This window comes from Amycolatopsis taiwanensis DSM 45107, from assembly GCF_000519205.1.
GTDB classification, from domain to species: domain Bacteria; phylum Actinomycetota; class Actinomycetes; order Mycobacteriales; family Pseudonocardiaceae; genus Amycolatopsis_E; species Amycolatopsis_E taiwanensis.
Genome location: NZ_JAFB01000045.1, coordinates 17,255 through 44,237, shown reverse-complemented (window position 1 = coordinate 44,237; position 26,983 = coordinate 17,255). Strand labels below are relative to the sequence as shown.

The following is a 26,983-nucleotide window of genomic DNA, read 5'->3' as shown; positions in this document are numbered from 1 at the left end:
AACTCCGCGATCGCTTTTGTTGATCACCGTTCGTGCCGATAACGCTACCGTGACGGACTTCCGCGACGGCGAAGACGCGAAAGCTGCCAGGGAACGCGACCGGGCGAGCCCGCCGACTCGCCGGCAAGAGGTCGCTTGTATCACGCCAAAACCGCCGCAGACCGCGGAAAACAACGACCCGGACCCCGTCGGGCCCGGCCTCGCCGCGGCGCGGATCCGCGTGGGCGTCGTCCTGCCCAGCGGCCGGATCGCGGGCCGCACCGACCAGATCGTTCACGTCGTTCCGCTGCCGCCCGCAAGCGCCGATCCGGCCCCGCTGAAGGCCTTCTGCGGGATGCCCATCGAGCCGGGCAAGGTCGATTTCGTCACGCTCACTGCCGGCCCGCCGTGCACCCGGTGCCTGCTCGTCGCGCTGGAGAACCACCCGCACTGGCGGCCACCTCAGGTCTGAGCGCGCACCGGCGTCGCGGTGTACCTCCCGTTCCGCGTTACAGTTATGGTCGAAGTTCGAACCATATGAGGTGCATCGCATATGAATCTCGTATCGCCGGGCGGCTCGGACGAAGCGCGGCGGCGAAGGCGGATCACCACCGCGGTGAAGGAGTCGCTGCGCCAGGTGCGCAACCAGCTCTCGCTGCTCAACCACCAGGTGAGCGGGCGCCTCGACCTGAAGGACGTCGATCTCGACTGCCTCGAGCTGATCGGCCGGTACGGCCCACTCAGCCCGAGCGTCCTCGCCCGGCGGGCCGGGCTGCATCCCGCCACCGTCACCGGTATCCTCGACCGGCTCCAACGCGGCGGCTGGATCGTGCGGGAGCGCGACCCGGACGCGACCGACCGGCGGGCGGTCGGCGTACGCGCGCTGCGCGGGCGCAGCGGGGAGGTGTTCCGCCTCTACGCGGGCATGAACACCAAACTCGACGAGATCTGCGCCGACTACACCGAGGCCGAACTCGAGCTGGTACAGAACTTCTTGCGCCGCGTCACCGAGGCCGGGCGAGACGCCACCGGCGAGCTGTCCGACCGCTGATCACCGCACCGATCGCCGGAACCGGCCCGGCGGCTGGCCGTACCGCCGCTTGAAGGCATGCGCGAAGGCGAACTCCGAGGTGTAACCGACCTGGCGGGCCACCCCGCCCAGTGGCGTCTCCGATTCGCGTAGCAGCCGCGCGGCCAGCGTCAACCGCCACCAGGTCAGGTAGTCCAGCGGCGGCCGGCCGACCAGCGCGGTGAACCGGCGGGCGAAGGCCGCCCGGGAAAGCCCGGCCCGCGCCCCCAGTTCGGCCACGGTCCACGGCCGGTCCGGCTCTCCGTGGATCGCGGCGAGCGCCGCGGCGACGGCCGGGTCGTGCAACGCGGCGGCCCAGCCGGCCGCACCGTCGGCGGCCCGTTCCTCGAACCACGCCCGCAACATGTGCAGCAGCAGCACATCCAGCAGGGCGGGCACCATCCCGTCGGCGCCGGGCCGGACCCGCGCCAGCTCGGCGTCGAGCAGGTCCAGCGCGGCCCGGAGTTCCGGGTGCCGCCCAGCGCGGGCGGGCAGGTGGACCACCTCGGGCAGCTCGTCCAGCAGCGGATGCGCGCGGGTGCGGTCCAGCAGGTAGCCGCCGCAGATCATGAGCGTGTCGCCCGGCTGTTCCCCGTCGGCAGGCTCGGGCTCGGTCGGCGCCGTGGGTGCGTCGGCGAGTGGAGTCCGCGGGCCGTCGGCCAGGCCGTGCGCACAACCCCGGGGAAGGAACACCACCTCGCCGGGGGCGAGGGCGACCGGCTCACCGTCGGGCGGGAACAGCCAGCAGGTTCCCCGCAGCACGACATGAAACCCAGCGCCGTCGACGGCGGAAAACCGCCGCCCGAACGGCATCCGCCGCCGCACCCGCGCCGCGTGCGGCCGGCCGGTGCGCATCGCGGTGATCGCGTCGGAGAGCACATCCACCAAGCCAGCGTATCGCCGCTGCACCGGCGCAAAGACGATCAAGCAAAAGACCGAGACGTATACGCATAGGAAGTCCAGCAGGCCGGGCATACCGTTCGAATGTGCCGGAATATCCGGCTTTCTTCGTGAACGGGAGACCGACTTGCTTATCTCTGTCTACGGCGCCAGTGGCTACCAGGCCAAGCTCGTTCTCGCCGAACTGTCCCGGCGGGGAACGCCGGCTGTTCTCGTCGGCCGGGACGCGGGGCGCCTGCGCCGGGCCGCCGACGCGGTGGGCCTCACCGGCGCCGAGCAACGAATCGCCCCGCTCGACGACCACGCCGCCCTCGTCGAAGCGTTCACCGGCTGCGACGCGGTCATCAACTGCGCCGGCCCGTTCACCGGCTCGGGCCAGGCGGTGGTCGCCGCCGCGATCGAGGCCGGGTGCCACTACGTCGACACCGCCGGAGAACAGTTGTACGTCAAGGAAATCTTCGACCGCTTCGCCACGGATGCCGAGCGGGCCGGAGTGAGCGTGCTTCCCGCCGCCAACGACGGCTGCCTGCCCGTCGACCTGCTCGCGCACCTGCTCGCCGAACAGGCCGGTCCGATCGCCGAGATCACCACCGGCCACCTCATCGTGGGTGGCGGAGGCCCGTCCCGGGGGTCCCTGCGCTCCGCACTGGCCACGGCAGACGCGTTCGTCTCGGGCGGTCTCACCTACTCCGGCGGCGACTGGGCTCCGGGAATTCCGGCCCGGAGCCACTCGATCACCTTCCCCGGGCAGGCCGAGCCGACCGAAATGACGAAGATGCCCCTCGTGGAGGTCATCACGATTCCCCGGCACGTCTGTGCGCGCCACGTCGAAAGCCTCGGCGAGGCGAGACTCGGCGCGCGCCTGGGCACGATTGCACCGGAGGTCATCGAAACCCTCGCGGAGGGCCCCGCGGAGAAGGACCGTGTCGCGCAACGATTCACCTACGTCGTCGACGCGGTACGCCACGACCGCGAGGCGGTCCGGGGAGTTGTACGGGGCACCGACACCTATGGCACCACGGCGGTGATCGCAGTCGAGGCCGCCCAGCGGCTGGCGAGCAGCGCCGAACCGGGTGTGCTGGCGCCCGCTCAGGCCGTCGACCCGGCGGATTTCCTGGAGTTCCTGGCCGGGCAGGAGCTGTCCTGGGCCATCGGCGATCCACAGTAGACGGACAGGTAACGCTTACGCGGCACACTGGTTCGGTCACGATCGGCATTCACCGTCGGCGTGGGGTTTGCTGTCGCAGGAAGCGATAGGACACTGGTTGGTGGCAAGCACCGGCTGTCGTTGTGGGAGCCATGATGACCGATCAGCAGGCACAGCGGATGGGGTGGCCGCGGCTGCGGGTCTCGGACTGGGCCGAGACCCGGGACACGCTGCACATGTGGACTCAAATCGTCGGCAAGGTCCGGCTCGCCCATGCGCCCTTGGTCAATCACTGGTGGGAGGTTACGGTCTATGTCACCCCGCGCGGGTTGACCACTTCGACAATTCCCTACCTGGACAAGGCATTGGACATCGAGTTCGACTTCACCGATCATCTGCTGCGCATCCGCACCAGTGACGGAGCTGTCCGGCAGCTGGCTTTGGTCGCGCAACCGGTGGCGCGGTTCTACACCGAGGTCATGGACACGCTGCACGAGTTGGGCATCCAGACCAGGATGTGGCCCAGTCCCAACGAGGTCCCGACGGCCATCCCGTTCCCCGAGGATTACCAGCACGCGAGCTACGACCCGGACGCGGCGCATCTGTTCTGGCAACAGCTTCTGCAGGCGAACCGCGTGATGGCCCAGTTCCGGTCGGAGTTCGCCGGAAAGGTCAGCCCGGTGCACCTGTTCTGGGGCGCGATGGATCTCGCCTGCACCAGGTTCTCCGGTCGCAAGGCTCCGCCGCACCCCGGTGGCGTCCCCAACTTCCCGCACTGGGCGGCGATCGAGGCCTACTCGCACGAGGTGTCCAGTTGCGGGTTCTGGCCCGGCGGCGAGGAAGGTATGTTCTATGCGTATGCCTACCCCGAACCCGCCGGCTTCGCCGACCGTCCGGTCAGCCCGTCCGAGGCGTTCTACGACCGCGACCTACAGGAGTTCGTGCTCCCGTACGAGGTGGTGGCGGGGGCGCCGAACCCGGACGACGTGCTGACCGAATTCCTGGAAACGACCTACGCGGCCGCCGCGGAGCTGGGCGGCTGGGACCGCGCCGCCCTGGAGGTCGATCCGCATCGCCTGGACGAACAGCGGCTCGCGGGCACACGACCATAGGGAGGCGCCGTGACCGACCACGACGACATGCCGGCACCGCGGCACGGGCTGGTGGTGACGCACTTCCTGACCGTCCGCGACGTCGCGGTTTCGCGAAAGTTCTACGCCGACATCTTCGGCGGGCAGGTCGTGCTGGAGGAAAACCCCGCCATCGTCCGGATCGCCAACAGCTGGATCATCATGAATCCCGGCGGTGGGCCCACACCGGACAAGCCGGACGTCGTCCTGACCCCGCCCGAGCCTGGCGACCCGGTATCGGCATTCCTCAACGTCCGGGTGGCCGATATCGCCGCATTCTATGCCGACGCCCGCGCGAAAGGCGGGCACTTTCTCACCGAGCCCATCGACCGCAAGGCAGAGTTGCGATGCTATCTCCGTGACCCGGACGGGTATCTCATCGAGATCGGGCAGGCCACTGGAATGCTGCACGGCGTCTTCGCCGACCGGCCCGCTACCTGACGGCCACCACGGCGAGACGCAAGACCGGACCGGCATGAGTGACCCGTTACTGTCGAAATTCGGCACGAACTCCGCACTCATGCACTCCTCGATGGCTGTCCGGATCCCGCGGCGGCCGGGACACCGGCCGCCGCGGGGGGGCCGTCAGGCGGAAGCGAGCCGTTTCGCCTGCCCGAGCAGGGCATCGGCCCGCGCCAGCTGCGAGGTCACCTCGCCCTTCGAAGGCGTGTTGCCCGCGGCGGCCTTGGCCAGCAGCACCTTCATCTCGGCAGCCAAGGTATCCCGCGCCTCCGCCAGGTGCAGCAGCTGTGCCTGCTCACGCTGGAACTTCTGGTCGTGGCCGGACGAGCCACTCGCCAAGGCCGCGCTGTCGGCGATCAGCGTGTCCGTGGCGAACGCGCCGACGCTCGAGTTGAGCTGCTGGTAAACGGCGCCCAGCCGCTCGGTCGCGGCCAGCGCGGCCGGGCGCTTCGCCAGGATCTGGCTGATCACCCGTCCGTCGGTCTGGTAGTCGTCGCCGAGACCGGTCAGATACATCAGGGTCGGCCGCAGGTCGGCCTCTTCCACCCAGGTACCCACCGCGCTCGCCTCCGGCACGGTGTGCGTCGAGTTCGGGTCGTGCGACTCGTTGCCCTCGGCCGGCCCCGGCCCGTCGATGCCGCGGGCGGCGACGCCGGGCCCGGCAATACCGGCCCAGGTGATGTCGATGTTCGGGCTGTAGTAGCCGTGGTTCCAGGCGAACTGAGGCTGGACGCCGACGTCCGGGCCCGACGTGCTGAAGAAGTAGTCGGGTCTGGGGAAGATCGTGTAGGTCGGGGTCCGCAACGGGTCCGCGCTCTGCATGTGCAGCACTCGCTGCTCCAGTGCGCCGGCCTGGTAGTTGACGACGTTCTCGCCGTTCACGCCGGTGTAGGGATCGTTCGCCGTCATGGCCGCGGTGTCCCGCTGAAGCCGGCGCACCGCCGGGTCGTTCGCGTCCGGCTGCCCGTGCACGTAGACCGCGGCGCCCTGCGGCTCGATGTCGAACTTCGTGGCGCTGCTCGCCGTATTCGAGAGGAGGCCGTTGATGTTCGTGGCTAGTTCACCGCCCGCGGCATAGTGGCACGGGGTGGTCACGCCGTCGCATCCCTCGGGGGTTGGGGCGATGGCCCGGCCCACGTTGGCGCCGGCGAACTGGTCGTTTTCTTCCGCGCCGATCACGAACAGGGTGTTCTTCGGCGTGATGCCGGCCTTGGCGAGCCGATCGAAGAACTTCGCGAACGCCTGGTCGTAGGCCGCCGCGTTGCTGACATAGCAGCTGTCGCCCGGTCCGAGCGCGAACCCGGTGCCGGTGGCCCCGGCGGTGGTGCACCCGCTCGTGCCCGCCTTGCGCTCGTGCAGGTCCGAGATGTAGCCGTAGGTCACCGGAATTCCGCTCTCCTGCATGTCGGCCAGGTAGGCCAGCGACTGCGAGGCGGTCGGGCTGAAGCCTGGGAAACCCGCCGTGCCCGAGAAGCCGTTGATGATCGGCTTGCCGTCGAGGTCGGTCAGGCGACCCGCCGCATCGGTGACCGGATAACCGTTGCGCGACAACGAAGGCGTGCCGGCCCCCAAACCAGGTGCGACGTATTTCGCGCCGAACAGCGCCTGGTGTCCGGCGTAGCCGCCGGGTTCGGTCGGCAGCACATCGTCGACGGCACTGGGTGACGGCTCGCTTTGGCCGAATTTCACGGCCTTGGCGTCCGCACAGGTGGCGGCTCCCTGTGCGCAGTGCACGGCGACACCGGTGTAGTCCGCGGTTTCGGCGTCCTTGAACGAGGACGGGTCCGCGTTGTACTGCGCGACCTCCGGCGAGTTCGCCCCGAACACCGACGGCAGGTCGAGTTTGGTGTTCTCCAGCACCATGTTCGCCGTGGAGAAGTCGCCCACCGAGCAGCCCGCCCGCGTGAACGGCACCCAGGGTGCGGGCGTCTGGCGCGTGGCACCCGGCTTCGCCGGAACGGTGTCCGAGTAGACCATCGTCGGCGCGGTGTCGTGGCCGGGGTTCGGCGTGCTCGCCGTGTCGAAGACAGGGCTGGTCCAATAGGCGAAGGACCCGGCCGGATCGGTCGAGCCGTCCGGGTTGTAGGTCTTGTAGGAGTTCGACACGGGCTGGCCGTGCCGGTCGCCGTAGAGACCGGTGTAAATGGTCAGGCTGTCGTCGGCCGTGTGCGCGATCAATGGAGTGTGCACATTGGACAGAAGGGTTCCGTTGCCTTTGAGGAAGTTCAGCAGGTGTGGCATCTGCTCGAGGTCGGACGGGACGTTCGGGTTGTCCCGGAAGAAGTGCACGTTGTCGAACACGATGTTGATCACGTGCTCCACACCGTTGCCCAGGTGGCAGGTGCTCGGTGCCGCGGCCGCCGGGGCGGCCGTGGCCACGCCCCCCGCGGTGAGCATGCCCGCCGTCACCAGTGCCGCCCCGGCGGCGCCGGTGACCCTGCGCAGCCCAGTCGCCAGACTCGGTCTCATCGCCTCGTCTCCTTGTCGAAGGCACGTCTTGTGGACCGGACCACGCTAGCCACCGATATCGGCCAGCGGAAGACGTTCCGGTGACAAATTGAGGTCCGCTAAGCGACCTGCGCCCGGGCCGGAGACGAAAAAGAGATCAAAACCGGCACCCGGAGATCGCCGGTGCCGAAGCCCGCACCGCCGTAGGTCTCAAGGCTCTTCCCGCTGAGCGGGAAGATCGGGAATCTGGTGCAGGGACACGATGTGCAGGCCGAGGTCTTCCAGCAGCAGGAGGATCCCGTGCAGGCGTGCCTCGTCGGAGACGGAACCGTAGATGATCGTCTCGGGCGGGGCGGGCATGATCTGCATTTCGCTGAAATCGCCGACGGCATGCCGGGCCTGTTCGGAGAGGCGCCCCTGCACCCGGAATTCGTAAAAGCTCTCCTGGGGCACCGGCCTACCTCCTTGCTGCTGCCCGGCACCATCACCCTGCCGTAGCCCGTCCCAGCCTCGCGCACCCCTCACCTGGATTCCTCGCCTGTGCGGGGTGAGATGAGGCAACGCGAAATCACCGTGAGTATCCACTGTGGACTCTTGGTGACCAGGCTCGAACCACCCCGCCAGGGTGGTGCCGGCGAGGCGGGCGAATTCGACGCTTTTCCTTGTGACCACGGGCAAACCCGATGAGTCCAGGCCCGGCCGGACCGGCCGGCGATTGCACCGCGCGGACCTTCGAATCGAGGCATGGGCTCCGACCCGGGAAGAGTGTGTCGCGGAGGCGGTGCGGGCACTGGTCGGCAGTTTCCTGGGCCGCACGGTCCTTCCCGCCACGGCGACCGTCTCCTTCGACGTAACGGGTGCGACAGACGCCGAACTGCTCCGGGCGGTGCTGCACAGCGTGATCCTCCGGTTGACGCTGGTGAACGAGATTCCCATGCTGACCCGCGTGCGGCCGACCGTGACCGGCCTGCGAGTGCGATACGACATGGTCGACGCGGGCGCGATCGTGCCGGCCGGCGCGCTGCCCAAGGCGGTGTCGACGCATCCCGTGCGCTGTGAGCGAACCCGGCGTGGCTGGTGGTGTTCGGCACGAATCGACGTTTAGCGTCTGCCGCGAAAGTGCATCATCACCGACACCTGAACAGAATTCCCACGGACCACTAGGCCAGCCCGCGTTCACGGGCGGCGGCTACCGCGGCGCGCCGGTTGTTCACGCCGAGCTTGGCGTAGATGGCCCGGACATGAGTCTTGATCGTGTTCACCGAAACCGACAGGTCGACCGCCACCTCGTCCAGCGACCGCTGCAGGCTGAGCCGGCCCAGCACCGCGTTCTCCCGTGCGGTCAACGTGCTCGCCGACCGCTCACCATCCATATCGGACAGTGCACGCCGGACGGTCGTGGCAAAGGCGTCACACCCACCGAAACCCCCGATCTGCTCCACGAGCAACTGGCGCGCGGCGGGATCGGCCTGTGCGAACGGGCGCATCACCGTCTCCGGCTCGGCCAGCCAGACCGCGTTGTCCAGCGCGCTGCGGGCGATCGTCCGCCGCCCCGACGAGATGGCCATCGCGCTCTTGAGCAGCCAGCCCTCGAGCCGGGTCGTGCGCACGGACGCGTCCAGCACCGGTTCCAGCGCCCGCTCGGCGGATCCCGTCTCGCCCCGGGCGAACCGGGCCCAGGCGATCATCAACGACAGTTCCGCGGGGAAGTCCGCCCGCTGCTTCGCCCACTGGAAGACCTCGCGGGCGGTCGTCTCCTGGCCGAGCAACAGGGCGGAGCGGTACTCGATGAGCGCCGCGGTGACCGCCAGTTCCGGCATCAGGGCCACGTCGGCGAGTTCATGGCGGGCCGAGCGCAACAGGCGCAGCCCGGCCTCCCGGCGACCGGTGTCGAACAGCGCTGCACCCTCGACCGCCCGGCTCAGGTAACGCAGCCTCGGGTCCGACGCCCGGTCGAGGACGGCCCACGCCTGCGCCGCCTGTTCCCGCGCACCCGCCGGGTCCAGGCGCAGCAGCCGCGCGTAGCCCAGCATCACGTGCCCGATGGCCAGCCACGGCGACCGGCGCCAGCCATGCCGGTCGGCGATCGCCACCGACTCGGCACAGGCCGCCGCCATCGCCGTGTATCGACCCGCCGTCCAGTGCACCGCGCCCTGCGCGGTCCGGCAGTGCATGGCCAGATAGTCGAGGTCCGGCCGGCCGGCCAGCCGCTGCGCCGCGTCCAGTTGGGTCCGGGCGCGGTCCGGCTCGCCGGCCTCGATCAGGGCCCAGCCGGTGGCCAGCCGCGCCCAGGCTTCCAGACCGGGTCCCACCCGCGCGGGCAGGTCCGGCCGGGTGGGCGCGACGCTGGCGGGGTTCCCCAGTTCGACCTGCGCCGAATGGCCACGGGCCAGCGCGTAGGTCGACGTGACCAGCCGCAGCAATGGCGTGACCTCGCACGCGCGCCCGGCTTTCACCAGGTTCGCACCCGCCGCGGTGAACTCGCCGGCCTCCAGGTGCGTGAGCGCCGAGATCAGGGCCAGCCACCCCTCGTCGACCGACCGGTTCACCCCGATGGCCGAGAGCGCCTGGCGGACGAGCAGGTGATCGCCGCTGAGCAACAGGGCCAGGCCGTGCTGGCGGACCAGCTCCCGCACGGTGTCCCGATCGTCGGCCCGCATGGCATGGTGGAGCGCCTTACGCGGCTGCTCGGCGGCGAACCAGGACGCCGCGACCCGGTGCAGGTTCGCGGCGAGGCCGGGTTGCTGCCGGTCGAGGTCACTGCGCAGGTACGCACGCAGCAACGGGTGCATGCGGTACCAGTGGCGGTCGCGGCCGGTCCCCATCACCAGCGAGCTGTCCCGCTCCAGTGCGTCGAGCACCGCCCCGGCGTCGTCCCGCCCGGACAACACTTCGGCCAGCAGCGGCGAAACCTCTTCACACACGCTGATCACGCGCAGGAACTCCCGCGTCGCTTCCGGCAGCCGGGCAAGCACCTCCCCCATCAGGAAGTCGGCGACGGCGCGGTCGTCGGCGGCGAAGTCGGCGAGAAAGGCATCGATGTCCGCTACCTCTCGCAACGACCGCGCCGCCAGCCGAAGCCCGGCCACCCAGCCGTCGGTCTGCGCGATGAGCCTGGAGAGCTGGTCGTTGGTGAGAGAGACCCCCGTCGCCTCCAACAACTTGTCCGCGTCCTCCACACAAAACCGCAGATGGTGCGCGCGGATCTCCCGCAGCCGGCCCTGCACCCGCAACCGGGCCAGCGGCAGCGGCGGGTCGAAGCGGCTGGACAGCACCAGCCGCAACGCCGCGGGCTGATGCCTGATCAGCATCTCGACCCCGTGCAAGGTCCGCGTGCCGGAAATCTCCTGCACGTCGTCGAGGACCAGGCACAGCCGGCCGGGCAGGGTGTCGAACGCGTCGCCCAGCTCGGCGACGAAACCGGTGAGGTCGCCGTCTCCGGGCACCACCAGGTCCCGCAGGCGGTGCCCGTCGGGCACCGCCGCACACTCGCGAATCGCACCGAGCACCCCGGCGAAGAACCGGCTCGGTTCGCCGTCGGCGGCGTCGAGGGAAACCCATGCCTTGTCCGACTCGCCGGTCGTTTCGATCCAGTCCGCCAGCAGCAGGGTCTTGCCGTAGCCGGCGGGCGCGCAAATGGTGGTGACCGGGGTCGCCACGGCCTGGTCGAGGAGGTCGCGGAGCGGTTTTCGCCGGACGAAGGTGGTGGGGACGCGCGGCGCGACGATCTTGCCGTGCGGGATCCGCCACCGCGAATCCGGTGCAGCGCTGGGCGCTGGGCCTCGCATGCCGGAGAGAGTAGGTTCGGCCGGCCCACCCGCCTAAGGGCACACGGTCCCCCGGAATCAGGCCGAACGACCCGTTTGAATTCTCAAACCTCGGTGTGGAGGTTCTCCAGCAACCCCTGTTCCAATGCGACGGTGACGGCCTCGCGACGCCGTCGGACGCCGAGCTTCGCGTAGATGGAGCGGACGTGCGTCTTCACGGTGTTCGGTGACACGGTCAGGTCCTCGGCGATCTCGTCCAGGGACCGCAGGGTCGGCAGCAGGCGCAGCACGTTGCGTTCCCGTTTCGTCAGCGGCGCCGGGATCTCCGGGATGTTCAGCGCCCGGCGGGCGGCGAGCACCTCGGCGGCGAAGGCGTCGGAGTCGCCGAGCCTCCCGCGCTGGCTGGTGAGCAGGCCGACGACCGCCGCGGAGGCGAACACCAGCGGATACCGCACGCCCATGGGCCCGGCCTTGGCCAGGGCTTTCCGCAACGCCCGGACGGCCCGCGCGCGCTCCCCCGCCAGCAGCGCGACCTCGGCCTCCACCAGCCAGCCCGCCACGGGCGACCACGGCAGCACCGCGGGCACGGAACCGTCGAGCAGCGGCCGGATCATCCTGCCGGCGGAGACGTGCCGGCCCAGCGCGAGGTGCGCGCTCGCCCGCATCAGCGCCGCCTCACCGCTACCCGGGATCGAGTTCCGGCTCCACGCCAGCGTCTCCTGGGCGTCCTCGGTCCAGCCGAACCGCAGTGCCGCGCGATGTTCCAGCACCGCGCACAGCGCGGCCGGCATCGGGGACAGCCGCCCCCCGCCGACGGCCACCCGCGCGTCATGGATCTGCCGGAGGCCGGCCGGCCACGCTCCCGTCTCGAACCGGGCGATCCCGGCCAGGACGCCGACAAGCAGGTGCAGGCCGCGGTTCGCGGGCAGGGCATCGGTGTCGATCGCCAAGGGGGTCTGGGGCCTGGGGATCGCATCCTCGGACAACGCTGCCGCCCGCCTGACCTGCCGCAGGCAATCACCCGGGTCCGCGGCGAGCAGCGCACCGTAGGCCAGCAGCACGCAGGCCTCCGCTCCGGCGAGTGTCCGCTGCCAGCCGTGTGCCGTGGCTTCTTCGTCGGCCCGCCCGGCCAGCTCGGACATCAACGGGAAGTCGCCCACGGCCGCCGCGTGCATTCCCAGTGTGGCCAGGCACTGAGTGGCGACGTAGTGCTGCCCGTGCTCGCGCGCCACCGCCAGCGCACCGCTCACCTGCTTCTCCGCCGCCTCCAGCCGCCCCGCCGCGAGCAGCGCGGCACCGCGGTGCAGCATCGCCGACGCGTCAAGTGCGGTCGCGGTCCCGGCCGCGAGCGGGTCGGTGGTGCGCAGCATCTCCTCGACGTCCCCGCCGACAAGCGCCTGACGCGAGTGCACGAGCCGCCGCAGCGATTCCAGCTCCGGGGCCGGCCGCTCGGGCCAGGCGGCTTCGGCGTGCGCCAGGTGCAGCGCCGCGGCCTCCGCTTGGCCACACTCCAGCTGCAGCGCCGCGGAGACGAGGGCGAACAGCGGGTCCTCGGCGAGGAGCCCTTCGCCGAGGTCGGTCAGCGCGCGGCGCAGGACCTCGTGCTCGCCGGAGGTGATCAGCGGCACCGCCTGGCGCCGCAGCAGCGCCGCGACCTGGGCGGAATCCCCCGTCCGCCCGGCGTGGGCCAGCGCCTGCACGGGATGACCGTGTTCGGCTAACCAGCCGGCGGCGTTGGCGTGCAGCGCGGCCGCCCGCGCGGGGGTGGCCCGAGTGAGATCGGCAAGCAGGTAGGACCTCACCAGCGCATGCATCCGGTACCAGTGCCCCGGACCCCCGGCCCGCACCAGCAGCGACGTCTTCGATTCCAGCGTGTCCAGCATGCGGCCGGTGTCGGCGCGGCCGGACACGGCACGCGCGAGCCCGGCCGACACCTGGTCGCACACGCTGATCGTGCACAGGAATTCGCGCAGTTCGTCGGGCAACCGGGACAGCACCTCGTCGATCAGGTATTCGGCGACCGCGCGATCGTTCTCGGCGAACTCGGCCAGGAACGCCTCGTGGTCCTCGGCTTCGCTCAGCGAGACGGCGGCCAGGCGCAGTCCCGCCGCCCATCCTTCGGTCTGTGCCACGAGTTGCCGCAACTGCCCGGGACGCAGGTCGACCCCGGCGGCTTCGAGCAGCGCCCGTGCTTCCTCCGGCGAGAACCGCAGCGCGTCGGCCCGGATCTCGACGAGCTGGTCGGCCAGGCGCAGACGGGCCAGTGGAAGCGGCGGGTTGTACCGGCTCGCCAGCACCAGGCGCAGCCCGGCCGGCTGGTGGCGTAGCAGGGTTTCCAGGCCGTGCAACGGTTCCGGGTCGGCCAACTCCTGCACGTCGTCCAGCACCAGCCAGACCGGGCCCGGCGCCCCGTCGAGCGCGTTCACGACCGCGGCGAGGAAACCCAGATCCCGGCTGGGATGGTGGGGCACCGGTAACCGACGGATCGGGCTGTCGTGCGGTACCACGGGGCAGGCGGCCAGCGCGCCGAGCACGCCCGACCAGAACCGCCGGTCGTCGTTGTCGTCGGAATCGAGCGACACCCAGGCCGTGGCCGGCAGGCCACGCCGCCGCACCCAGTCCGCGAGCAGAAGCGTCTTCCCCGATCCGGCCGGCGCGCACACCAGGGTGACCATGGCGTCCGGTGCCTGGTCGAGCGCCGACAACAGTCGTGGCCGGGACACGAAACCGGGCGGCACGGCGGGCACCACCACCTTGATCCTGGGCACCCGCCGGCGGGCGTCTTCCTGTGCCGGCATGAGTAGTCCTGAGCGTCTCCCGTAGACAAGCGCTGACGGCGCTGAGTCATTCACTTTCGCACCGGCGCCGGACGAGCCGCCAGCAAGGGTGGGGATCTCACCTGTTTCAGGTGGTGCGACGGGCGCCGATCGGGCCCAGCGTGAATTTCCGCGGCGCGATTCGTCTCCGGTAGCAGACGCCGGCACCCCGACCGGGAGCGACCAGCGCGGGGCGGTAACGGGAGGTTGTCGTGAATAATTATCCCTTGCTCAATGCGTTCCTGACCATGCTGTGGTTCTTCCTCTGGATCCTGTGGTTCATGTTGCTGTTCCGGGTCATCGCCGACGTCTTCCGCGACGACGACCTCAGTGGCTGGGCCAAGGCGGGTTGGGTGATCCTCGTCTGTGTCCTGCCGTTCCTCGGCGTCTTCGCCTACCTCATCGCCCGCGGACGCGGCATGGGAGAGCGCGAAGCCCGGCGCGCACAGCGCCAGGAGCAGGCATTTCGCCAGTACATCCGAGAAGCGGCACACGAGGAGCCGACAGCGGCGGCGACGGCGCCCGCCCCCCGAAGCGGGGTCGACGAACTGGAGCGGCTGGCCGGGCTGCGTGCCCACGGTGACATCTCCGAAGACGAATACCAGCGCGCGAAGGACCACCTGCTCCGGGTCTGACGGTCCGGCTTTTGCTTGAGGTGTGGCAACGAAGACGACTTCAGGCTTCCCCTGAACTCCTCCGGGCGGGACGATTGGTCCGTGGACGAGCCCCAGGACCGGCTGAGGATGCCGTTCGCCATCGGCGTCTTCGTGCTCGGCATCGCAGCGGCCGCCTCGCTCGGCGACGCCTGGTACTTCCTCACCGGGGTCATCGCCGGGCTGTGCCTGCTCGCCTCGGGACCCTAGGTCCGATGACCTGACCGTGGAGACGCCCGTGTCCTAACGTCTGCAACCGTGAGGGCGGGGAGGAAGCACCGAAGAGCAATGGTGGGCAGGGCAGGCTGGTTCCGTAACACCGTCGCGGCCGTGCTGGTGCTCGCGATGCCGGCCGCGTGCACGTCCGGACCGGCGGCTCCCGGGACGCCGGCAACCGCTCCACCATCGTCACAGGCGTCACCGTCGCCGACCGCGCCGCCGGGACCGCGCGGAAACCTGTATGCCGAGGCGGGCGCCGACATGCTCGCCGACCCGGCGAAAGCCGCGAAACCACTGGTTTACGTGCCGCACACGCACTCAGGTGACGTGTGGGTGATCGATCCGGTCACCTTCGCCGTCGTCGGCCGGTACCCGGTGGGCAAGGAGATCCAGCACGTCGTCCCGGCATTCGACATGAACACCTTGTACGCCACCGACGACCTGACCAACCAGGTGCTGCCCTTCGACCCGCGAACCGGCCTGCCGGGCAAGCTGATCCCGGTTACCGACCCGTACAACATGTACTTCACCATGGACGGGCAGTACGCGATCTCCGTGGCCGAGGCGCGGCGGGAACTCGTCTGGTACGACCCGCACACCTGGGCGCAGCGGGACGTGACGCCGGTGCCGGACTGCGGTGGGGTCGATCACGCGGACTTCTCCCCCGACGGCCGCACCGCGGTGTTCACCTGCGAGTTCGGCGGCCGGGTCGCCGTGATCGACATCCCGTCGCACCACGTGCTCCGGATCATCAACATGCCGATCCGCCACACGCATATGGGGCCGCAGGACATCAGGCTCGCCCCCGACGGCTCGGTGTACTACATCGCCGACTCCGACGCGGGCGGCCTCTGGGTGCTCGACGGCACGGCCAACGCGGTGTTGCGGTTCATCCCGACCGGGCTGGGCGCGCATGGGCTGTACTTGTCGCGTGACGCACAACAGCTCTACGTGACCAACCGGCTCGAGGGCAGCGTCAGCGTGCTCGACGCCTACACCGGCCAGGTTCTCACGAAATGGCGGATACCGGGCGGGGGCAGCCCGGACATGGGCAACCTGACCGCCGACGGCACACAGCTGTGGCTTTCCGGCCGCTACGACCAAGTCGTCTACGTGCTGTCCACTAAGGATGGTTCACTGCTGAAGAAGATCCCGGTGGGCAACGGCCCGCACGGTTTGTGCGTGTGGCCGCAACCGGGTCGCTACTCGCTGGGCCACACCGGCATCACCCGCTGAACACCTCCTGCGCGAGTTCCCTGTCATCACCCGAATTGGTCTGGACAAATCAGTCCACGACGCTCTAGGTTGTGCTTTGTAAGCGGCGGAGCCGCTTGCGGTGGGCCGTCACCTTGCACTCCGAATTCTCAGAGGCCTTCTCGCGAGGACAGCGCCGACGTGGTGAATTTGCCATTCATGAGGAGGCGATCCCGGAGCGAGAAGGCCTCTGAGGTTCCGCCACCCAAACCGCCATGCAAACCAAATTCAAACATTCTTGGCCGATCGGGGAGGCGCTGGATGCGGGAGCACGTCCGGGAACTGCTGGACAAGCTGGACACGCAGGTGGCCGAACTCGGCCGGGCGGCGGAGCTGCTGCTCGACGCCGTCGAGGCCGGGGGGATCGTGTACGCCGCCGGAGCCGGGCATTCCCTGGCCATGGTGTGCGAGACGTTCTACCGCGCGGGCGGGCTGGCTCCGGTGCGCCCGCTGTGGGATGCCGCGCTCCTGCCGCTCGCCGGGGCGCGGCGCAGCTCCGTCGCCGAGCGGGAGCCGGGCCACGGGCGCGACCTGGTGGCGCGGGCGAATCCCGCGCCGCCGGATGTGATGGTGGTGTTCTCCACCAGCGGGCGGAATCCGTACCCGGTGGAGGTCGCGCAGGAGGCTCTGGTCCGCGGCGTGCCGGTGGTCGCGGTGACCTCGCTGCCCGCCTCGGCGGCCGCGACCGACCGCTCCGGCACCCGCCTCGCCGACCACGCCACCGTCGTCCTGGACACCGGCGTCCCGCCGGGCGACGTGATCCACCCGCCGCAGGCGCCCCGCACCGCCGCGGTGTCCACGATCCTGGGCGCGTACCTGTGGGCCTCGCTGCTGGCCGAACTGGACCGCCTCGCCACCGCCCGGAAGGTCACGCTCCCATTCTGGGTCAGCTCCAACGTGCCGGGCGGGGACGAGCACAACACCGCGCTACTCGCCCGGTACGCCGAGCGCATCCCAGAACTGTGATGGGGACTCGTGCCTTGTGGGGCTCCACCCGACCATCCGCTAGCTAGGCGCTGCCAGGGGTCGGCGGCAGTGGCAGCGGGAGGCCGGGCAACCCGTCGAGGCTGACGGCGACGTTTTCCTTCTTCTCGAAGTAGGCGCTCAGCGACTCGTCGTCCTCGCGGGCGAAACGCCTCGCATGGAGGTCGCGGTCACCGTCGTAACTCATGAACGGCACGGCGTAACCACATGTGTCGCGGATGAGCTCGGCCCGCACCACGATGATCGCGCGCAGCCCGTGCGGGCCCGGGTCGATGCCGGGAAAGTGGCCGATCAGCTCGGGCCAGCGCGGGTCGTCACGAAAGACCGGTTCGCCCCGGCCGTGAATGCGCACGATGTTCGGCGGGCCTTGGAACGCGCACCACATCAGCGTGATCCGGCCGTTCTCGCGCAGGTGGGCGATGGTCTCGGCGTTGCTGCCGGCGAAGTCGAGGTACGCGACGGTCTCTTCATCGAGGACGGCGAAGGAACCCGTGAGGCCCTTCGGGGAGAGATTGACCATGCCCTCTTCGGCAAGTGGCGCGGTGGCGGTGAAGAACACGGGCTGTTGCTCGATGAATTCGCGCAGCCGGCCGGCTATCCGCTCGTAGGTCTTTCCCATGACCGCATTATCCCGCCGCCCGCACGCGCGCGTTCCCGGCCGCTTAGCCTCCGCCGCCGCCGCCGGAATGTCGCCGCCCGGTGGAGGTCGGCAACGGAAAGTCACAGGTTCCGGTGTAGATACAGGACGGGAAGGTCGACGGGCCGCCGTGGCCCTTGGTCTTCGATGGCTTCGACGTGTCCGTCGGGGTTTCGGGCGGCGTGGTCTCCTGCGTGCTGGTCGGCTCGACCGACGACGTCGGTGCCGACCCGGTGATCAGCTGGCCCTGCGAGAACTGCTTGACCGGCTTGCCCGACAGGTGGGCGTCCATGTACTCCTTCCAGATGTAGGCCGGTTCCTCGCGCCCGTAGACGTCGTAGCCGTGCTCCTTGCCCTTCCCGTTGTGGTAGTTGCCGTAGATCGGCCCCGGCTTCGTCTTGTTGCCGAACCACACCGCGGTGACGTTCTGCGGCGTGTAGCCGACCATCCACGCCTGCGCGTTGTGCCCGGTGTCGAGGTACTGCGCGGTGCCTGTCTTCGACGCGGTGGGCCGGTTCCCGGCCAGCGGGTCGCCCGAGTGCGCGGCCACGTCGGTCATCGACTCGGTCACCGTGCGGGCGATCGCGGCGTTCGTCGTGGCGTCGGAGCTGAACGCCGGCTTCGGCTCGGTGGCGAACTGGTAGATCTGGCCGCCACCGGAGTCGGTCACCCGGCTGACGAAGTGCACGGGGATGTACATCCCGTCGTTGGCGAACGTGGCGTAGCCCTGCGCCTGGTCGATCGGGCGGACCGGGTACTGCCCGATCGAGATGCCGAGTTCGGTGACGCCCGTGCCCTTGCCGTTGTCGACGTTCTGCAGCGTGTCGAAAGTGTCGCCCAGCGCGGGGGTGATCTGCTTGGGAATTCCGGCGTCCCACGCGGCCTGCCGGACGTTGTTGACCCCGACCTGGTAGCCCATCTGGTAGAAGACCGTGTTGATCGACTCCGTCATGGCGTCCTTGACGGAGATCTGGGCCGCGCTCTCACCATCGGAGTTGTGCACCGTATGGCCGGCGATGGTCTGGTTGTCGCTGCCGTCGTACATCGTGTCCAGGCCGATGGTGTCCGGGCTGTTCTGCAACGCCGCGGTGAGCACGTACGGCTTGAACGACGATCCGGGCTGCTGCGGGGTCATCGCCAGGTCGTAGGAAGTGGAACCGTCGCCGCCGTAGTAGGCCATGATGCCGCCGGTGGTCGGGTCGGCCGAGACCAGCGCGGCCGCCTCGTCCGGGTACTCGGCGTCCGCGGCCATGATCTTGGTCACCGCCGCCTCGGCGTCGCCCTGCGACTTCGGGTCGATCGTGGTGTAGATCTTCGCGCCCGAGGAGAACAGGTCCTGCTCCGCGTGGCCTTGGCGGGCCAGCTCGTCGAACACGGCCGCGACGATGTACTGGCGCACCGGCGAGAGCGAACTCGAACCGCTGTCGGAGTTGGGCACCGGCGTGGGGAACTGTGCGGTGTCGTACTCCTCCTGGGTGATCCAGTGGTTGGCGAGCATCCGCCCCATCACGTAGTTGTAGCGACGGTGCTGGTACGCCTCGTTGTTCGCCGCGCCCGGAGCCTGCACCAGGCCCGCGAGCAGCGCGGACTGCTCGGCGGTGAGCTTGCTCACGTCCTCGTTGAAAAACGCGTGCGCGGCGGCCTGGATGCCATAGGCGCCGCGTCCGAAATAGACGGTGTTCAGGTAGGCGGTGAGGATGTCCTGCTTGGAATAGGTGCGGGTCATCTTGAACGACTGCACCATCTCCACGAACTTGCGCTGCAGCGTGTTCTGGTCGTTGCCGGTGGCGTTCTTGATGTACTCCTGGCCGATCGTCGAGCCGCCGCCGGTGCCGCCGCTGAGCCGGTTCCACACGGTACGCAGGATCGCGGCCACGTCGAACCCGTTGTTCGTCATGAACGTGGCGTCCTCGGCCGCCATCTGCGCGTCCTTCATCACGTCGGGAATCTGCTCCCAGGAGACCATCGCGTGGCTGCCCGAGGGCGACTTCTCATACATCACCGAACCGTCGGCGTAGTACAGCGTGACCTTCTGGTCGTGACTGGCGGCCAGTGCGCTCGGGTCGGGGACGCTGACCGACATGTAGGTGATGACGAACGCCGCCACCGGCACGAGCAGCCCCATGCCCATCAGCACATAAAGCGTGCGGCGCGTGCGACGCCAGAACACCTTTCTCCGCATGAGGAGTCACCTTAACCAGGCCGAGTGGGATCGGCGTTTGGCCCGTGTGTAAAACTGCCATGAAAGCATTCGGAATTATCGCGGGCGGACCAGTGACCTCGGTGTTCAGACGCGTCATCCGAACACGCGGCGACGTTCTGTTCACCGGCGTGTTACTGCTCGCGCTCGGTTGCCTGGCCAACGGGCTGCCCAAGCTGTATGCCGACGTCGATGTGTACCGGCTGGGCGCGCTCACCTTACTCGAGGGTAAGTCGATTTACCACGACCTTCCGGTGTCAGCCATCGGAGGTCCGCTGCCCTACACCTACCCGCCCTCCTCGGCGGTGTTGTTCGTGCCGCTGGCGCTGGTGCCGACCTGGCTCGGCTACCCGCTGCTCACCGCGGCCAGCGCGTTCGCGCTGGTCCCGCTGGTCACCGCCTACCGCGCGGCCGCCCCGGAACTGCGCACGCTGCTCGACCGGTCATGGCTGGTGGTCGCCGCGGCGATCGCGCTGCTGCTCGGCCATCCGGTGGCGAACACCATCTACTGGGGCCAGATCAACGTCCTGCTGATGACGATGGTCGCCCTGGACGTCCTGCTGCCCCGGACCCCGTGGCCGCGCGGGCTGCTGCTGGGTCTGGCCGCCGCGATCAAGCTGACCCCCGCCGGGTTCGCGCTGATCTTCCTGCTGCGCAAGGACCGGCGTGCGCTGCTGACCTCGATCGCCTCCTTCGCGGCCGCTACCGTGCTCGCGTTCGTCATCGCGCCGTCAGATTCGCTGTTCTACTGGACCGACCGGGTGTTCAACGCGACCTCGATGCGCATCGGGGGCCCGCTGGCCAACGAATCGGTGGTCGCGAGCCTGGAGAAGCTGGGGATGACCGGCGTTTCGCTTTCCCTCGTCGCCGCGCTGCTCGCCGTGGCGGTGCTGGCGGGCACCTGGTTCGGCACCCGCGCCGCGCTGGCCGGCGGCGACCTCGTCATGGCGCTGGGCACGACCGCGGCCGGCGTCCTGCTGCTGTCGCCGATCTCGTGGTCGCATCACTGGGTCCTCGCGCTACCCACCGCTGCGATCGTGCTGCTGCGCGGCTACCAGCGGCACCACGCGCCGTTGCTGCTCTCCGGGTGGCTGGCCGTGGTGATCCTGTGGCTCGCGCCGCACTACAGCCTGCCGGCGGTCGAGCAATGGGACGTGCTCGACGACATCATCGGCAGCAGCTACCAACTGCTCGCGCTGGCCCTGCTCACCGTGATGTCGGTGCGCTGGTTCCGCCGCGGCACCCCGCCCACGGTCACGCAGCGCGACTTCGAAGCAGTGGCCTGAGTGGCGCCGGGGCCGAGTGTGGGATGCTGCTCACCACACTCATGAACATCGCGTAGCGTTGTCTCGTCCATGCTGTTAGCGCGGCGGAAAGGGATGTCATGAATCGGGGCGACGGCAGTTATCCTGTCCGGCCCAAGCGGTTCGGCCGGATCGACCCGTTCTGCTGGATCCCGGTGGTCTCTATGGTGACCATCGCGGCGCTGATGATGGTCAGCGGAGCCGCGCCGTTCGGCATCGGGCTGCTCGCGTTCGCCTTGTTGCTCATGCTGTTCGACTCGTGGGTCAACCGGCCCGACCCGGAGGCCGAGCGCCCGCCCCCGGCCCGGCCCGCCCGGTCCACGGCCCCGGCCCGGTCCACGACCCCTGCCCGGCCCACGGCCGCCGCCCAGCCCCGGGAGCAGAACCGGCAGCGCCCGCCGCAGGCGGAACGCCCGCGCACTGCGGCACCTCCGCCGCCCATGCGTAACCGCCCCATGCCACCGCGCCAGCAGCCGCCGCGGATGGACCCGCGTGGTGTCCCCCGCCAACCGCCGCCGCCACCCCGCCAGCCCGGCCCACGCTCCGGCGCCGGCGCCTGAACGCACCAGTGCGTTAACAATTCACCAAGGGGCCTTGCGAGCCGGCAACCCTTAGCCGAGTGTGATTGACATGACACACGCGGTGTACGACCCGTTGCCGACCCTTCTCCGCCGCGCGGTGAAGGTCGTTGCCCTCGAAGAGACATCCGGCGACCCTCGCAACGCCCCGGAGCCCAGCCATCCCTCATTCGCCCAACTCGTCCGGCGTGGCCTGCTGCACCGGATCGCCGCCGGCTACTACGCGCTGGTGCCCGGTGAACAGATCGGCCAGGCCTGGCAGCCGCCGCTGGAAGCCGCGGCGTGGGGAATCGCCGCGGCGGACGACGGTCCGCGCTCGGTCTCGCTGATGGGCCTGTCCGCCGCCAAAGCCCACGGCGCGCTCGACGCGTCGCTGAGCGCCGGCGTGATCGCGACCACCCGGAGCCGGCCGGCGCTCGCCTTCACCGACCGGCGGGCCAAGGTGTTCTTCGTCCGGCGGGACCCGGCCCGGCTGCGGATCGAGCGGCACACGACCGCGCTCGGGCCGGGCTGGATCACCACGGTGGAGCAGACGATGCTCGACCTCGCGACGTACCCGCAACTGGGCGGGCATCCCGACGAGGCGCGTGCCGCGGTGCGCGGGCTCGTCGCGAAGGCCGACCCGCACGTGCTGGCCAGCCTGGCCACGGCCCAGCACCGGCAGGGCGCCCTCGACCGGATCCTGGAAGAGGTCTGAACCGCACCTCATTCAGAACGGGTGCGGGTAGGCCGCGAGGCCCCTTTGGCGTTCAGTCACGGTCGAGTCCGAAGAGTCGCTCGGCATTGGTCTGGTAAAAGGCCTTGATCTCGTCCAGGGAAAGGGACAGTTCGTCCTGCGCGTGCACCTCGTCGGGTTCGTACTCGTACGGGTAGTCCATCGCATAGAGGACGTGATCAGCGCCCAGCACCGACCGGCAGAACATGATCGCCGGGGCCCACGCCATGCCGCTCGTGGTCACCCACACGTTCTCGCGCAGATAGTCGCTCACCTTGCGCTGCAAGGGTTTCATCACGTCGTACCGCTTGCTGCGCACGGTCGCCGCATGCATGTAGTCCAGCCGGTAAAGCCAGAACGGCAGCGCCTCGCCCAGGTGCCCCACCACGATCTTCAACCGCGGGAACTCATCGAGGGCACCGGAGGTGATGATGCGCAGCAGGTGCATGCCGGTCTCCACCGCGAACCCGTAGATCGCGCCGTCCAGCCCCGCCTCGAGCAACGGCTGGATCATCGAGGACGGCGGGGTGTTGGGATGCAGGTAGATCGGCGTGTCCAGGGCCTGCGCGGCCTCGAAGATCGGCCAGAACTTCCGGTCGTCGAGGTATTCGCCGCGGGTGTGCGAGTTGATGATCACGCCCTTGAACCCGAGTTCGCGGGCGCCCCGCTCGATCTCCGTGGCCGCGTGCGCCGGATCCTGCGGCGCGATCGCGGTCAGCCCGGTGAACCGGTCCGGATGTGCCCGGCACGCCTCGGCCAACTGGTCATTGGCCAGCGTCGCGAACCCCACGGCCCGGCCCTGGTCGAACACCTGCGTACCCGGCGAGGTCAGCGAGATGATCTGCCGGTCGATGCCGGCGGCGTCCATATCGGACAGACGTCGCTCGCCGAGATCCTGCAACCGCTCGCCGATCAGGCGGGCTCGCTCGCTGGCGTGGGTCTGGTAGAAGCCAACCAGGCTCACGAACCCGGGATCGTCCACCTCGCCGCCGGCGATCATCTCCCGCCAGGCGGCGGCGAGCTCGGGCGGACAGAACGCCTCCTCGGTCGCGATTCGCAGGTAACCCCGCTCCCCACCCGTCTTGAGTTCCGACATGCGNNNNCNTNTCTCTGCCTCACACGCCGGCAGGCTTGAACCGCGCTCAGCGCCACTGGTCGCTTGAGGAGCGGTGCCGGTCGCGCGTGTCTCAGGNGACAACGCNGTCTCCTTCATCTCGGAGAGATCAAGACAAGCACTGAATCTCACACAGCGGCAACAAAGTCGGTTAACGTCCCGCTATGAGGAAACCGGGGACCCAGGTGCTGAGCTCCGCCGAACACGCGCTGCGCGTGGTCCTGCTCGTCACCGAGCGGGGGAAGATCACGGTCAGCGAGGTGGCGGCCGAGCTGTCTGTCGGCGTGTCCACCGCGCACCGGCTCCTGGCCACCTGCAAGCACGCCGGGTTCGTCCGGCAGGACCGGTCCGGCGGTCCCTACACGATCGGCCCCGCGGTGTACGAGATCGCGTTCGCCACCAACGCGGCGGTGTCGCTGAAGGACGCGGCCGCCCCGGTGCTGCAGGATCTGCGCGCCGAAGTCGGCGAGACGACCAGCATGCTGATCCTCGAAGGGCGCAACGTCCGGTTCGTCGATTCCCTGGAGGGGCACCGGCATTCGGTGCGCGTCACACCGCGGGTCGGGGTCGTGCTGCCCGCGCACTGCACCTCGGGCGGCAAGGCGATGCTCGCCTGCCTGTCCGAGGAGGAACTGCGCCGGCGGCTTCCCGGGCACCGGCTGGTGGGCGTGAGTGAGCGCTCCATCCGCACCTGGCCGGACCTGACCGCCGAGCTGACCCGGGTGCGCCGGCGCGGCTGGGCCGCCAACCTGAACGAGGGCGACCCCGGCATCGGCGCGGTCGGCGCGGCGGTACGGTCGGGCACCGGGGAGCCGCGAGCCGCGGTGGTCGTGGCCGCCCCGCTCGCCCGGCTGGGCACCGGCCGGGAGCTCGCCGCGCTGGCGCCGGCTGTGGTCGAGGCCGCTGCGCGGGTCCAGCGCCGCTTGCGCGGCGCGCCTGCTGGATAGAGTGTCCGCGACGGATCATTCAAGATCGAAAGGCGGCAGCCGAGGTGACCTCCGCGCAACCCAGCGCCGAGAACGAGGCCGTGGTATCGGCGGGACGGCTCCGGGGCGAGCGCATGGACGGCGGGCTGACGGTCTTCCGCGGCGTGCCCTACGCGCGCGCCGGCCGGTTCACACCACCGGAGCCGGTCGAACCGTGGCCGGATGTCTGGGACGCGACCAGTGACGGGCCGATCAGCCCGCAGCCGCCGTCCCGGCTCGGTGCCGTCATGGGCCCGCCGCGGGACGGACTGGTGCAAGCCGACGACTGCCTGAACCTCACCGTTGTCACGCCCGACACCGGCGGGCGCCGCCCGGTGATGGTGTGGATCCACGGTGGTGCGTACGTGACCGGTGCGTCCTCGTTCGGTTTCTACGACGGCCGCCGCCTGGCCGTCGAGGGCGACATCGTGTTCGTCGCGATCAACTACCGGCTCGGCGCGCTGGGCTACCTGCAGCTGGACGGCGTGTCCCCGGGCAATCTCGGCCTGCTCGACCAGTTGGCCGCGCTGCGCTGGGTCAAGGAGAACATCGCGGCCTTCGGCGGTGATCCCGACCAGGTGACCGTGTTCGGCCAGTCCGCGGGTGCGCACTCGCTGGCCTGCCTGCTGGCGATGCCCGCCGCGCGCGGGCTGTTCCGCCGGGCGATCCTGCAAAGCCCGCCGCTCGGCCTCGGGCTGGCCAGTCCCGCCAGAGCGGCCCGGATCGCCCGCTACTTCACCACTGCGCTGGGTCGTGATCCGCGAAGCGCGACGGTGGACGAGATCGTCTCCGCGCAGACCGCGGCGATCGTCCGCGCATCTGGCCCAGGCGGGCTGGGCTCCCCACCGTTCTGCCCGACCGCGGGCGCCGGCCCGCTGTCGGGGTTGGACCGGTGGCCGGCCGCCTTGACCGTCGCGAACGTCGACGTGCTGATCGGTTTCACCCGGTCGGAAATGAACAGTTTCGTGAACGGCAAACCCGAGACCGAGTGGTTGACGCGTCTTCCGTTCATCGGCAGGCGCGTTTTCGAGGCGGTGAAGGCAATAATCGGACGGCGCATCTTCGACAGTCCGTCGCTGAAGCTCGCGGATGCCTGTGCCGCCGCGGGCCGGCAGGTCTTCACCTACCGGTTCGACTGGGCACCACCCGGGTCGATCTTCGGCGCCTGCCACTGCATCGAGCTGCCCTTCCTGCTCGGTGACCAGAAGGCGTGGGCGGCCGCGCCGATGCTCGGAGACGCGGACTGGGACGGTATCGACGAATTCGGACACGACCTCCGGCGAGCCTGGCTTTCCTTCGCCTGTGACGGCAAGCCCGACGGCTGGCGGGCCCACCGCCCCGGTGCCGGCATCGGGAAATACTGGCTCGGACCAGTCTCCGCTCCGGCTGCGGTCACGGAGGCAGCGTGACTGCTCGTATCTTCGCCATTGGTCCGGTGGTTTCGCGTCAGCTGGGAAAGGTCGCCGGCGCGGCCGTCGCGGTGCTGCTGTCCGCCGCCTGCGCGGCGCCCGCCACCTCGCCCGCTTCGCCCGCTTCGGCGTCCGGCAACTCAAAGACCCCCGCACCCAGCAACTCACACACCACGATGCCCAGCACCTCACCCGCCCCGGCGCTCACGCCGCGCCAACTCGCCGGCGAGCGGGTCGTCTACTCCTACTCGGGTCTCACCCCGCCGCAGAGCCTGCTCGACCGGATCAGTGCGGGCGAGGCCGCCGGCGTGATCTTCTTCAAGGACAACATCTCCAGCCCGGCGCAGATCACCTCGGTGATCCAGCGGCTGGAAAACGCCAACGCGGCCAGCCCGGTCAGGATGCCGCTGCTGCTGATGACCGACCAGGAGGGCGGCCAGGTCCGGCGGATGCCCGGCGAACCCACGCTTTCGGCGAAGCAGATCGGCCAGTCCGCGGACCCGAAGGCCGCCGCCGCCGCGGCGGGCACCGGCGCCGGACAGAACCTCGCCGGTGTGGGGATGAACGTCAACCTCGGGCCGGTGCTCGACGTGTACCGCAGCAAGGGCGACTTCGCCGACCAGTACGGCCGCTCCTACAGCGCCGACCCCGCCGTGGTGTCCAGCCTCAGCAGCGAGTTCATCACGGCGCAGCAGGCCGCGGGTGTCGCCGCCGCCGCCAAGCACTTCCCGGGCCTCGGCCCGGCGTCCGCCGGCCACAACACCGACTACGAACCGGTCACGCTGGACGTGCCGCTGTCCACGCTGCGGTCGGTGGACGAGACGCCCTACCCGGCCGCGATCCGCGCCGGGGTGAAGCTGATCATGGTGTCGTGGGCGACCTACCCGGCGCTCGACCCCGGCCGTCCGGCCGGGTTGTCGCCGGCCGTGGTGCGGCAGGAACTGCGCCAGCGCCTCGGTTTCACCGGGGTGACGGTCACCGACGCGCTGGAAGCCCGTGCGCTGGACCAGTTCGGCGGCACCGGCCAGCGCGCCGTGTCGGCCGCGGTGGCCGGGATGGACCTGATCCTGTGTTCCGGCCACGAGGTCTCCCAAGGCGACGACGCGGTGGACGCCTTGGCGAAGGCGTACGAGTCCGGGCAGCTCGACCGCGCCGACTTCACCGCCGCCGCGGACCGCGTCGCCGCGTTGCGCGGCTCGCGGAGTTGAGGGGTCCGGGGCGGAGCCCCGCAAG

Annotated in this window: 24 protein-coding genes; 16 read left to right on the top strand and 8 right to left on the bottom strand. The window is 69.8% G+C overall.

Going from position 1 to position 26,983, the window contains the following annotated elements; all coding sequences use genetic code 11:
• Window positions 1–49: 49 nt before the first annotated feature.
• Window positions 50–451 (top strand): hypothetical protein, encoded by a 402-nt coding sequence (locus A3CU_RS50165; protein ID WP_052372432.1) that lies wholly within the window; start codon window positions 50–52, stop codon window positions 449–451.
• 81 nt (window positions 452–532) lie between these two features.
• Window positions 533–1,030 carry a MarR family transcriptional regulator gene (locus A3CU_RS0130350; RefSeq protein WP_052372430.1) on the top strand — a complete coding sequence of 166 codons (498 nt, stop codon included), beginning with the start codon at window positions 533–535 and terminating at the stop codon, window positions 1,028–1,030.
• On the opposite strand, the gene A3CU_RS0130345 is transcribed toward A3CU_RS0130350, so the two are convergent.
• Window positions 1,031–1,933, bottom strand: a complete 903-nt coding sequence (locus A3CU_RS0130345; RefSeq protein WP_027945437.1) for an AraC family transcriptional regulator — start codon at window positions 1,931–1,933, stop codon at window positions 1,031–1,033.
• Window positions 1,934–2,075: 142 nt separating this feature from the next.
• On the opposite strand from A3CU_RS0130345, the gene A3CU_RS0130340 reads away from it, so the two are divergent.
• From A3CU_RS0130340 to A3CU_RS0130330, 3 genes are all read left to right on the top strand, one after another.
• A complete protein-coding gene (locus tag A3CU_RS0130340; RefSeq protein ID WP_027945436.1) occupies window positions 2,076–3,116 on the top strand; it encodes a saccharopine dehydrogenase family protein in 1,041 nt (346 codons plus the stop codon).
• Window positions 3,117–3,250: 134 nt separating this feature from the next.
• Window positions 3,251–4,207 (top strand): DUF5996 family protein, encoded by a 957-nt coding sequence (locus A3CU_RS0130335; RefSeq protein ID WP_027945435.1) that lies wholly within the window; start codon window positions 3,251–3,253, stop codon window positions 4,205–4,207.
• Window positions 4,208–4,216: 9 nt separating this feature from the next.
• Window positions 4,217–4,666 (top strand): VOC family protein, encoded by a 450-nt coding sequence (locus A3CU_RS0130330; protein WP_027945434.1) that lies wholly within the window; start codon window positions 4,217–4,219, stop codon window positions 4,664–4,666.
• 144 nt (window positions 4,667–4,810) lie between these two features.
• Here A3CU_RS0130330 and A3CU_RS0130325 read toward each other — a convergent pair whose 3' ends face one another.
• Window positions 4,811–7,156: a hypothetical protein gene (locus tag A3CU_RS0130325; RefSeq protein ID WP_027945433.1), complete on the bottom strand. Its 2,346-nt coding sequence runs from the start codon at window positions 7,154–7,156 to the stop codon at window positions 4,811–4,813.
• Window positions 7,157–7,345: 189 nt separating this feature from the next.
• Window positions 7,346–7,660 carry a hypothetical protein gene (locus A3CU_RS0130320; protein ID WP_245617419.1) on the bottom strand — a complete coding sequence of 105 codons (315 nt, stop codon included), beginning with the start codon at window positions 7,658–7,660 and terminating at the stop codon, window positions 7,346–7,348.
• A gap of 139 nt (window positions 7,661–7,799) precedes the next feature.
• Between A3CU_RS0130320 and A3CU_RS0130315 the strand changes: the two genes are divergently transcribed.
• Complete coding sequence (locus tag A3CU_RS0130315; RefSeq protein ID WP_043843095.1) at window positions 7,800–8,240, top strand: archease; 441 nt, start codon at window positions 7,800–7,802, stop codon at window positions 8,238–8,240.
• 55 nt (window positions 8,241–8,295) lie between these two features.
• Here A3CU_RS0130315 and A3CU_RS0130310 read toward each other — a convergent pair whose 3' ends face one another.
• A complete protein-coding gene (locus A3CU_RS0130310) occupies window positions 8,296–10,923 on the bottom strand; it encodes a helix-turn-helix transcriptional regulator (protein WP_052372429.1) in 2,628 nt (875 codons plus the stop codon).
• An 83-nt stretch (window positions 10,924–11,006) separates the two neighbouring features.
• Complete coding sequence (locus A3CU_RS0130305) at window positions 11,007–13,700, bottom strand: winged helix-turn-helix domain-containing protein (protein ID WP_027945429.1); 2,694 nt, start codon at window positions 13,698–13,700, stop codon at window positions 11,007–11,009.
• Between the two features lie 230 nt (window positions 13,701–13,930).
• Between A3CU_RS0130305 and A3CU_RS0130300 the strand changes: the two genes are divergently transcribed.
• The 4 genes from A3CU_RS0130300 (at window position 13,931) to A3CU_RS0130285 (ending at window position 16,810) form a co-directional block, all read left to right on the top strand.
• Window positions 13,931–14,353: an SHOCT domain-containing protein gene (locus tag A3CU_RS0130300; protein WP_027945428.1), complete on the top strand. Its 423-nt coding sequence runs from the start codon at window positions 13,931–13,933 to the stop codon at window positions 14,351–14,353.
• Between the two features lie 81 nt (window positions 14,354–14,434).
• Window positions 14,435–14,581 (top strand): hypothetical protein, encoded by a 147-nt coding sequence (locus A3CU_RS52860; protein WP_156960634.1) that lies wholly within the window; start codon window positions 14,435–14,437, stop codon window positions 14,579–14,581.
• A 78-nt stretch (window positions 14,582–14,659) separates the two neighbouring features.
• The gene (locus tag A3CU_RS0130290; protein WP_052372427.1) at window positions 14,660–15,826 is read left to right on the top strand and encodes a YncE family protein; all 1,167 of its coding nucleotides are present in this window, start codon (window positions 14,660–14,662) and stop codon (window positions 15,824–15,826) included.
• 279 nt (window positions 15,827–16,105) lie between these two features.
• Window positions 16,106–16,810 (top strand): SIS domain-containing protein, encoded by a 705-nt coding sequence (locus A3CU_RS0130285; protein WP_027945426.1) that lies wholly within the window; start codon window positions 16,106–16,108, stop codon window positions 16,808–16,810.
• Window positions 16,811–16,853: 43 nt separating this feature from the next.
• Here A3CU_RS0130285 and A3CU_RS0130280 read toward each other — a convergent pair whose 3' ends face one another.
• Window positions 16,854–17,447 carry a pyridoxamine 5'-phosphate oxidase family protein gene (locus A3CU_RS0130280; RefSeq protein ID WP_027945425.1) on the bottom strand — a complete coding sequence of 198 codons (594 nt, stop codon included), beginning with the start codon at window positions 17,445–17,447 and terminating at the stop codon, window positions 16,854–16,856.
• A 43-nt stretch (window positions 17,448–17,490) separates the two neighbouring features.
• Window positions 17,491–19,647, bottom strand: a complete 2,157-nt coding sequence (locus tag A3CU_RS47455; protein WP_052372426.1) for a transglycosylase domain-containing protein — start codon at window positions 19,645–19,647, stop codon at window positions 17,491–17,493.
• A 101-nt stretch (window positions 19,648–19,748) separates the two neighbouring features.
• Here A3CU_RS47455 and A3CU_RS47450 point away from each other — a divergent pair, with 101 nt between their 5' ends.
• From A3CU_RS47450 to A3CU_RS0130260, 3 genes are all read left to right on the top strand, one after another.
• Window positions 19,749–20,951, top strand: a complete 1,203-nt coding sequence (locus A3CU_RS47450; RefSeq protein WP_245617418.1) for a glycosyltransferase 87 family protein — start codon at window positions 19,749–19,751, stop codon at window positions 20,949–20,951.
• Between the two features lie 98 nt (window positions 20,952–21,049).
• On the top strand, window positions 21,050–21,529 hold the full coding sequence (locus tag A3CU_RS50160; protein WP_052372422.1) for a hypothetical protein: 480 nt from the start codon (window positions 21,050–21,052) through the stop codon (window positions 21,527–21,529).
• 70 nt (window positions 21,530–21,599) lie between these two features.
• Window positions 21,600–22,244 (top strand): type IV toxin-antitoxin system AbiEi family antitoxin, encoded by a 645-nt coding sequence (locus tag A3CU_RS0130260; RefSeq protein WP_027945424.1) that lies wholly within the window; start codon window positions 21,600–21,602, stop codon window positions 22,242–22,244.
• Between the two features lie 52 nt (window positions 22,245–22,296).
• Here A3CU_RS0130260 and A3CU_RS0130255 read toward each other — a convergent pair whose 3' ends face one another.
• Window positions 22,297–23,358, bottom strand: a complete 1,062-nt coding sequence (locus A3CU_RS0130255; RefSeq protein WP_027945423.1) for an amidohydrolase family protein — start codon at window positions 23,356–23,358, stop codon at window positions 22,297–22,299.
• Window positions 23,359–23,540: 182 nt separating this feature from the next.
• Here A3CU_RS0130255 and A3CU_RS0130250 point away from each other — a divergent pair, with 182 nt between their 5' ends.
• The 3 genes from A3CU_RS0130250 to A3CU_RS47435 are packed head-to-tail and all read left to right on the top strand — an operon-like array spanning window position 23,541 to window position 26,958.
• Window positions 23,541–24,323 (top strand): IclR family transcriptional regulator, encoded by a 783-nt coding sequence (locus A3CU_RS0130250; protein ID WP_027945422.1) that lies wholly within the window; start codon window positions 23,541–23,543, stop codon window positions 24,321–24,323.
• A 44-nt stretch (window positions 24,324–24,367) separates the two neighbouring features.
• Window positions 24,368–25,750, top strand: coding sequence for a carboxylesterase/lipase family protein (locus A3CU_RS47440; RefSeq protein WP_245617417.1), 1,383 nt, complete (start codon window positions 24,368–24,370; stop codon window positions 25,748–25,750).
• A complete protein-coding gene (locus A3CU_RS47435; RefSeq protein WP_245617416.1) occupies window positions 25,747–26,958 on the top strand; it encodes a glycoside hydrolase family 3 N-terminal domain-containing protein in 1,212 nt (403 codons plus the stop codon). Before A3CU_RS47440 ends, A3CU_RS47435 begins: the two co-directional genes overlap by 4 nt.
• Window positions 26,959–26,983 lie beyond the last annotated feature (25 nt).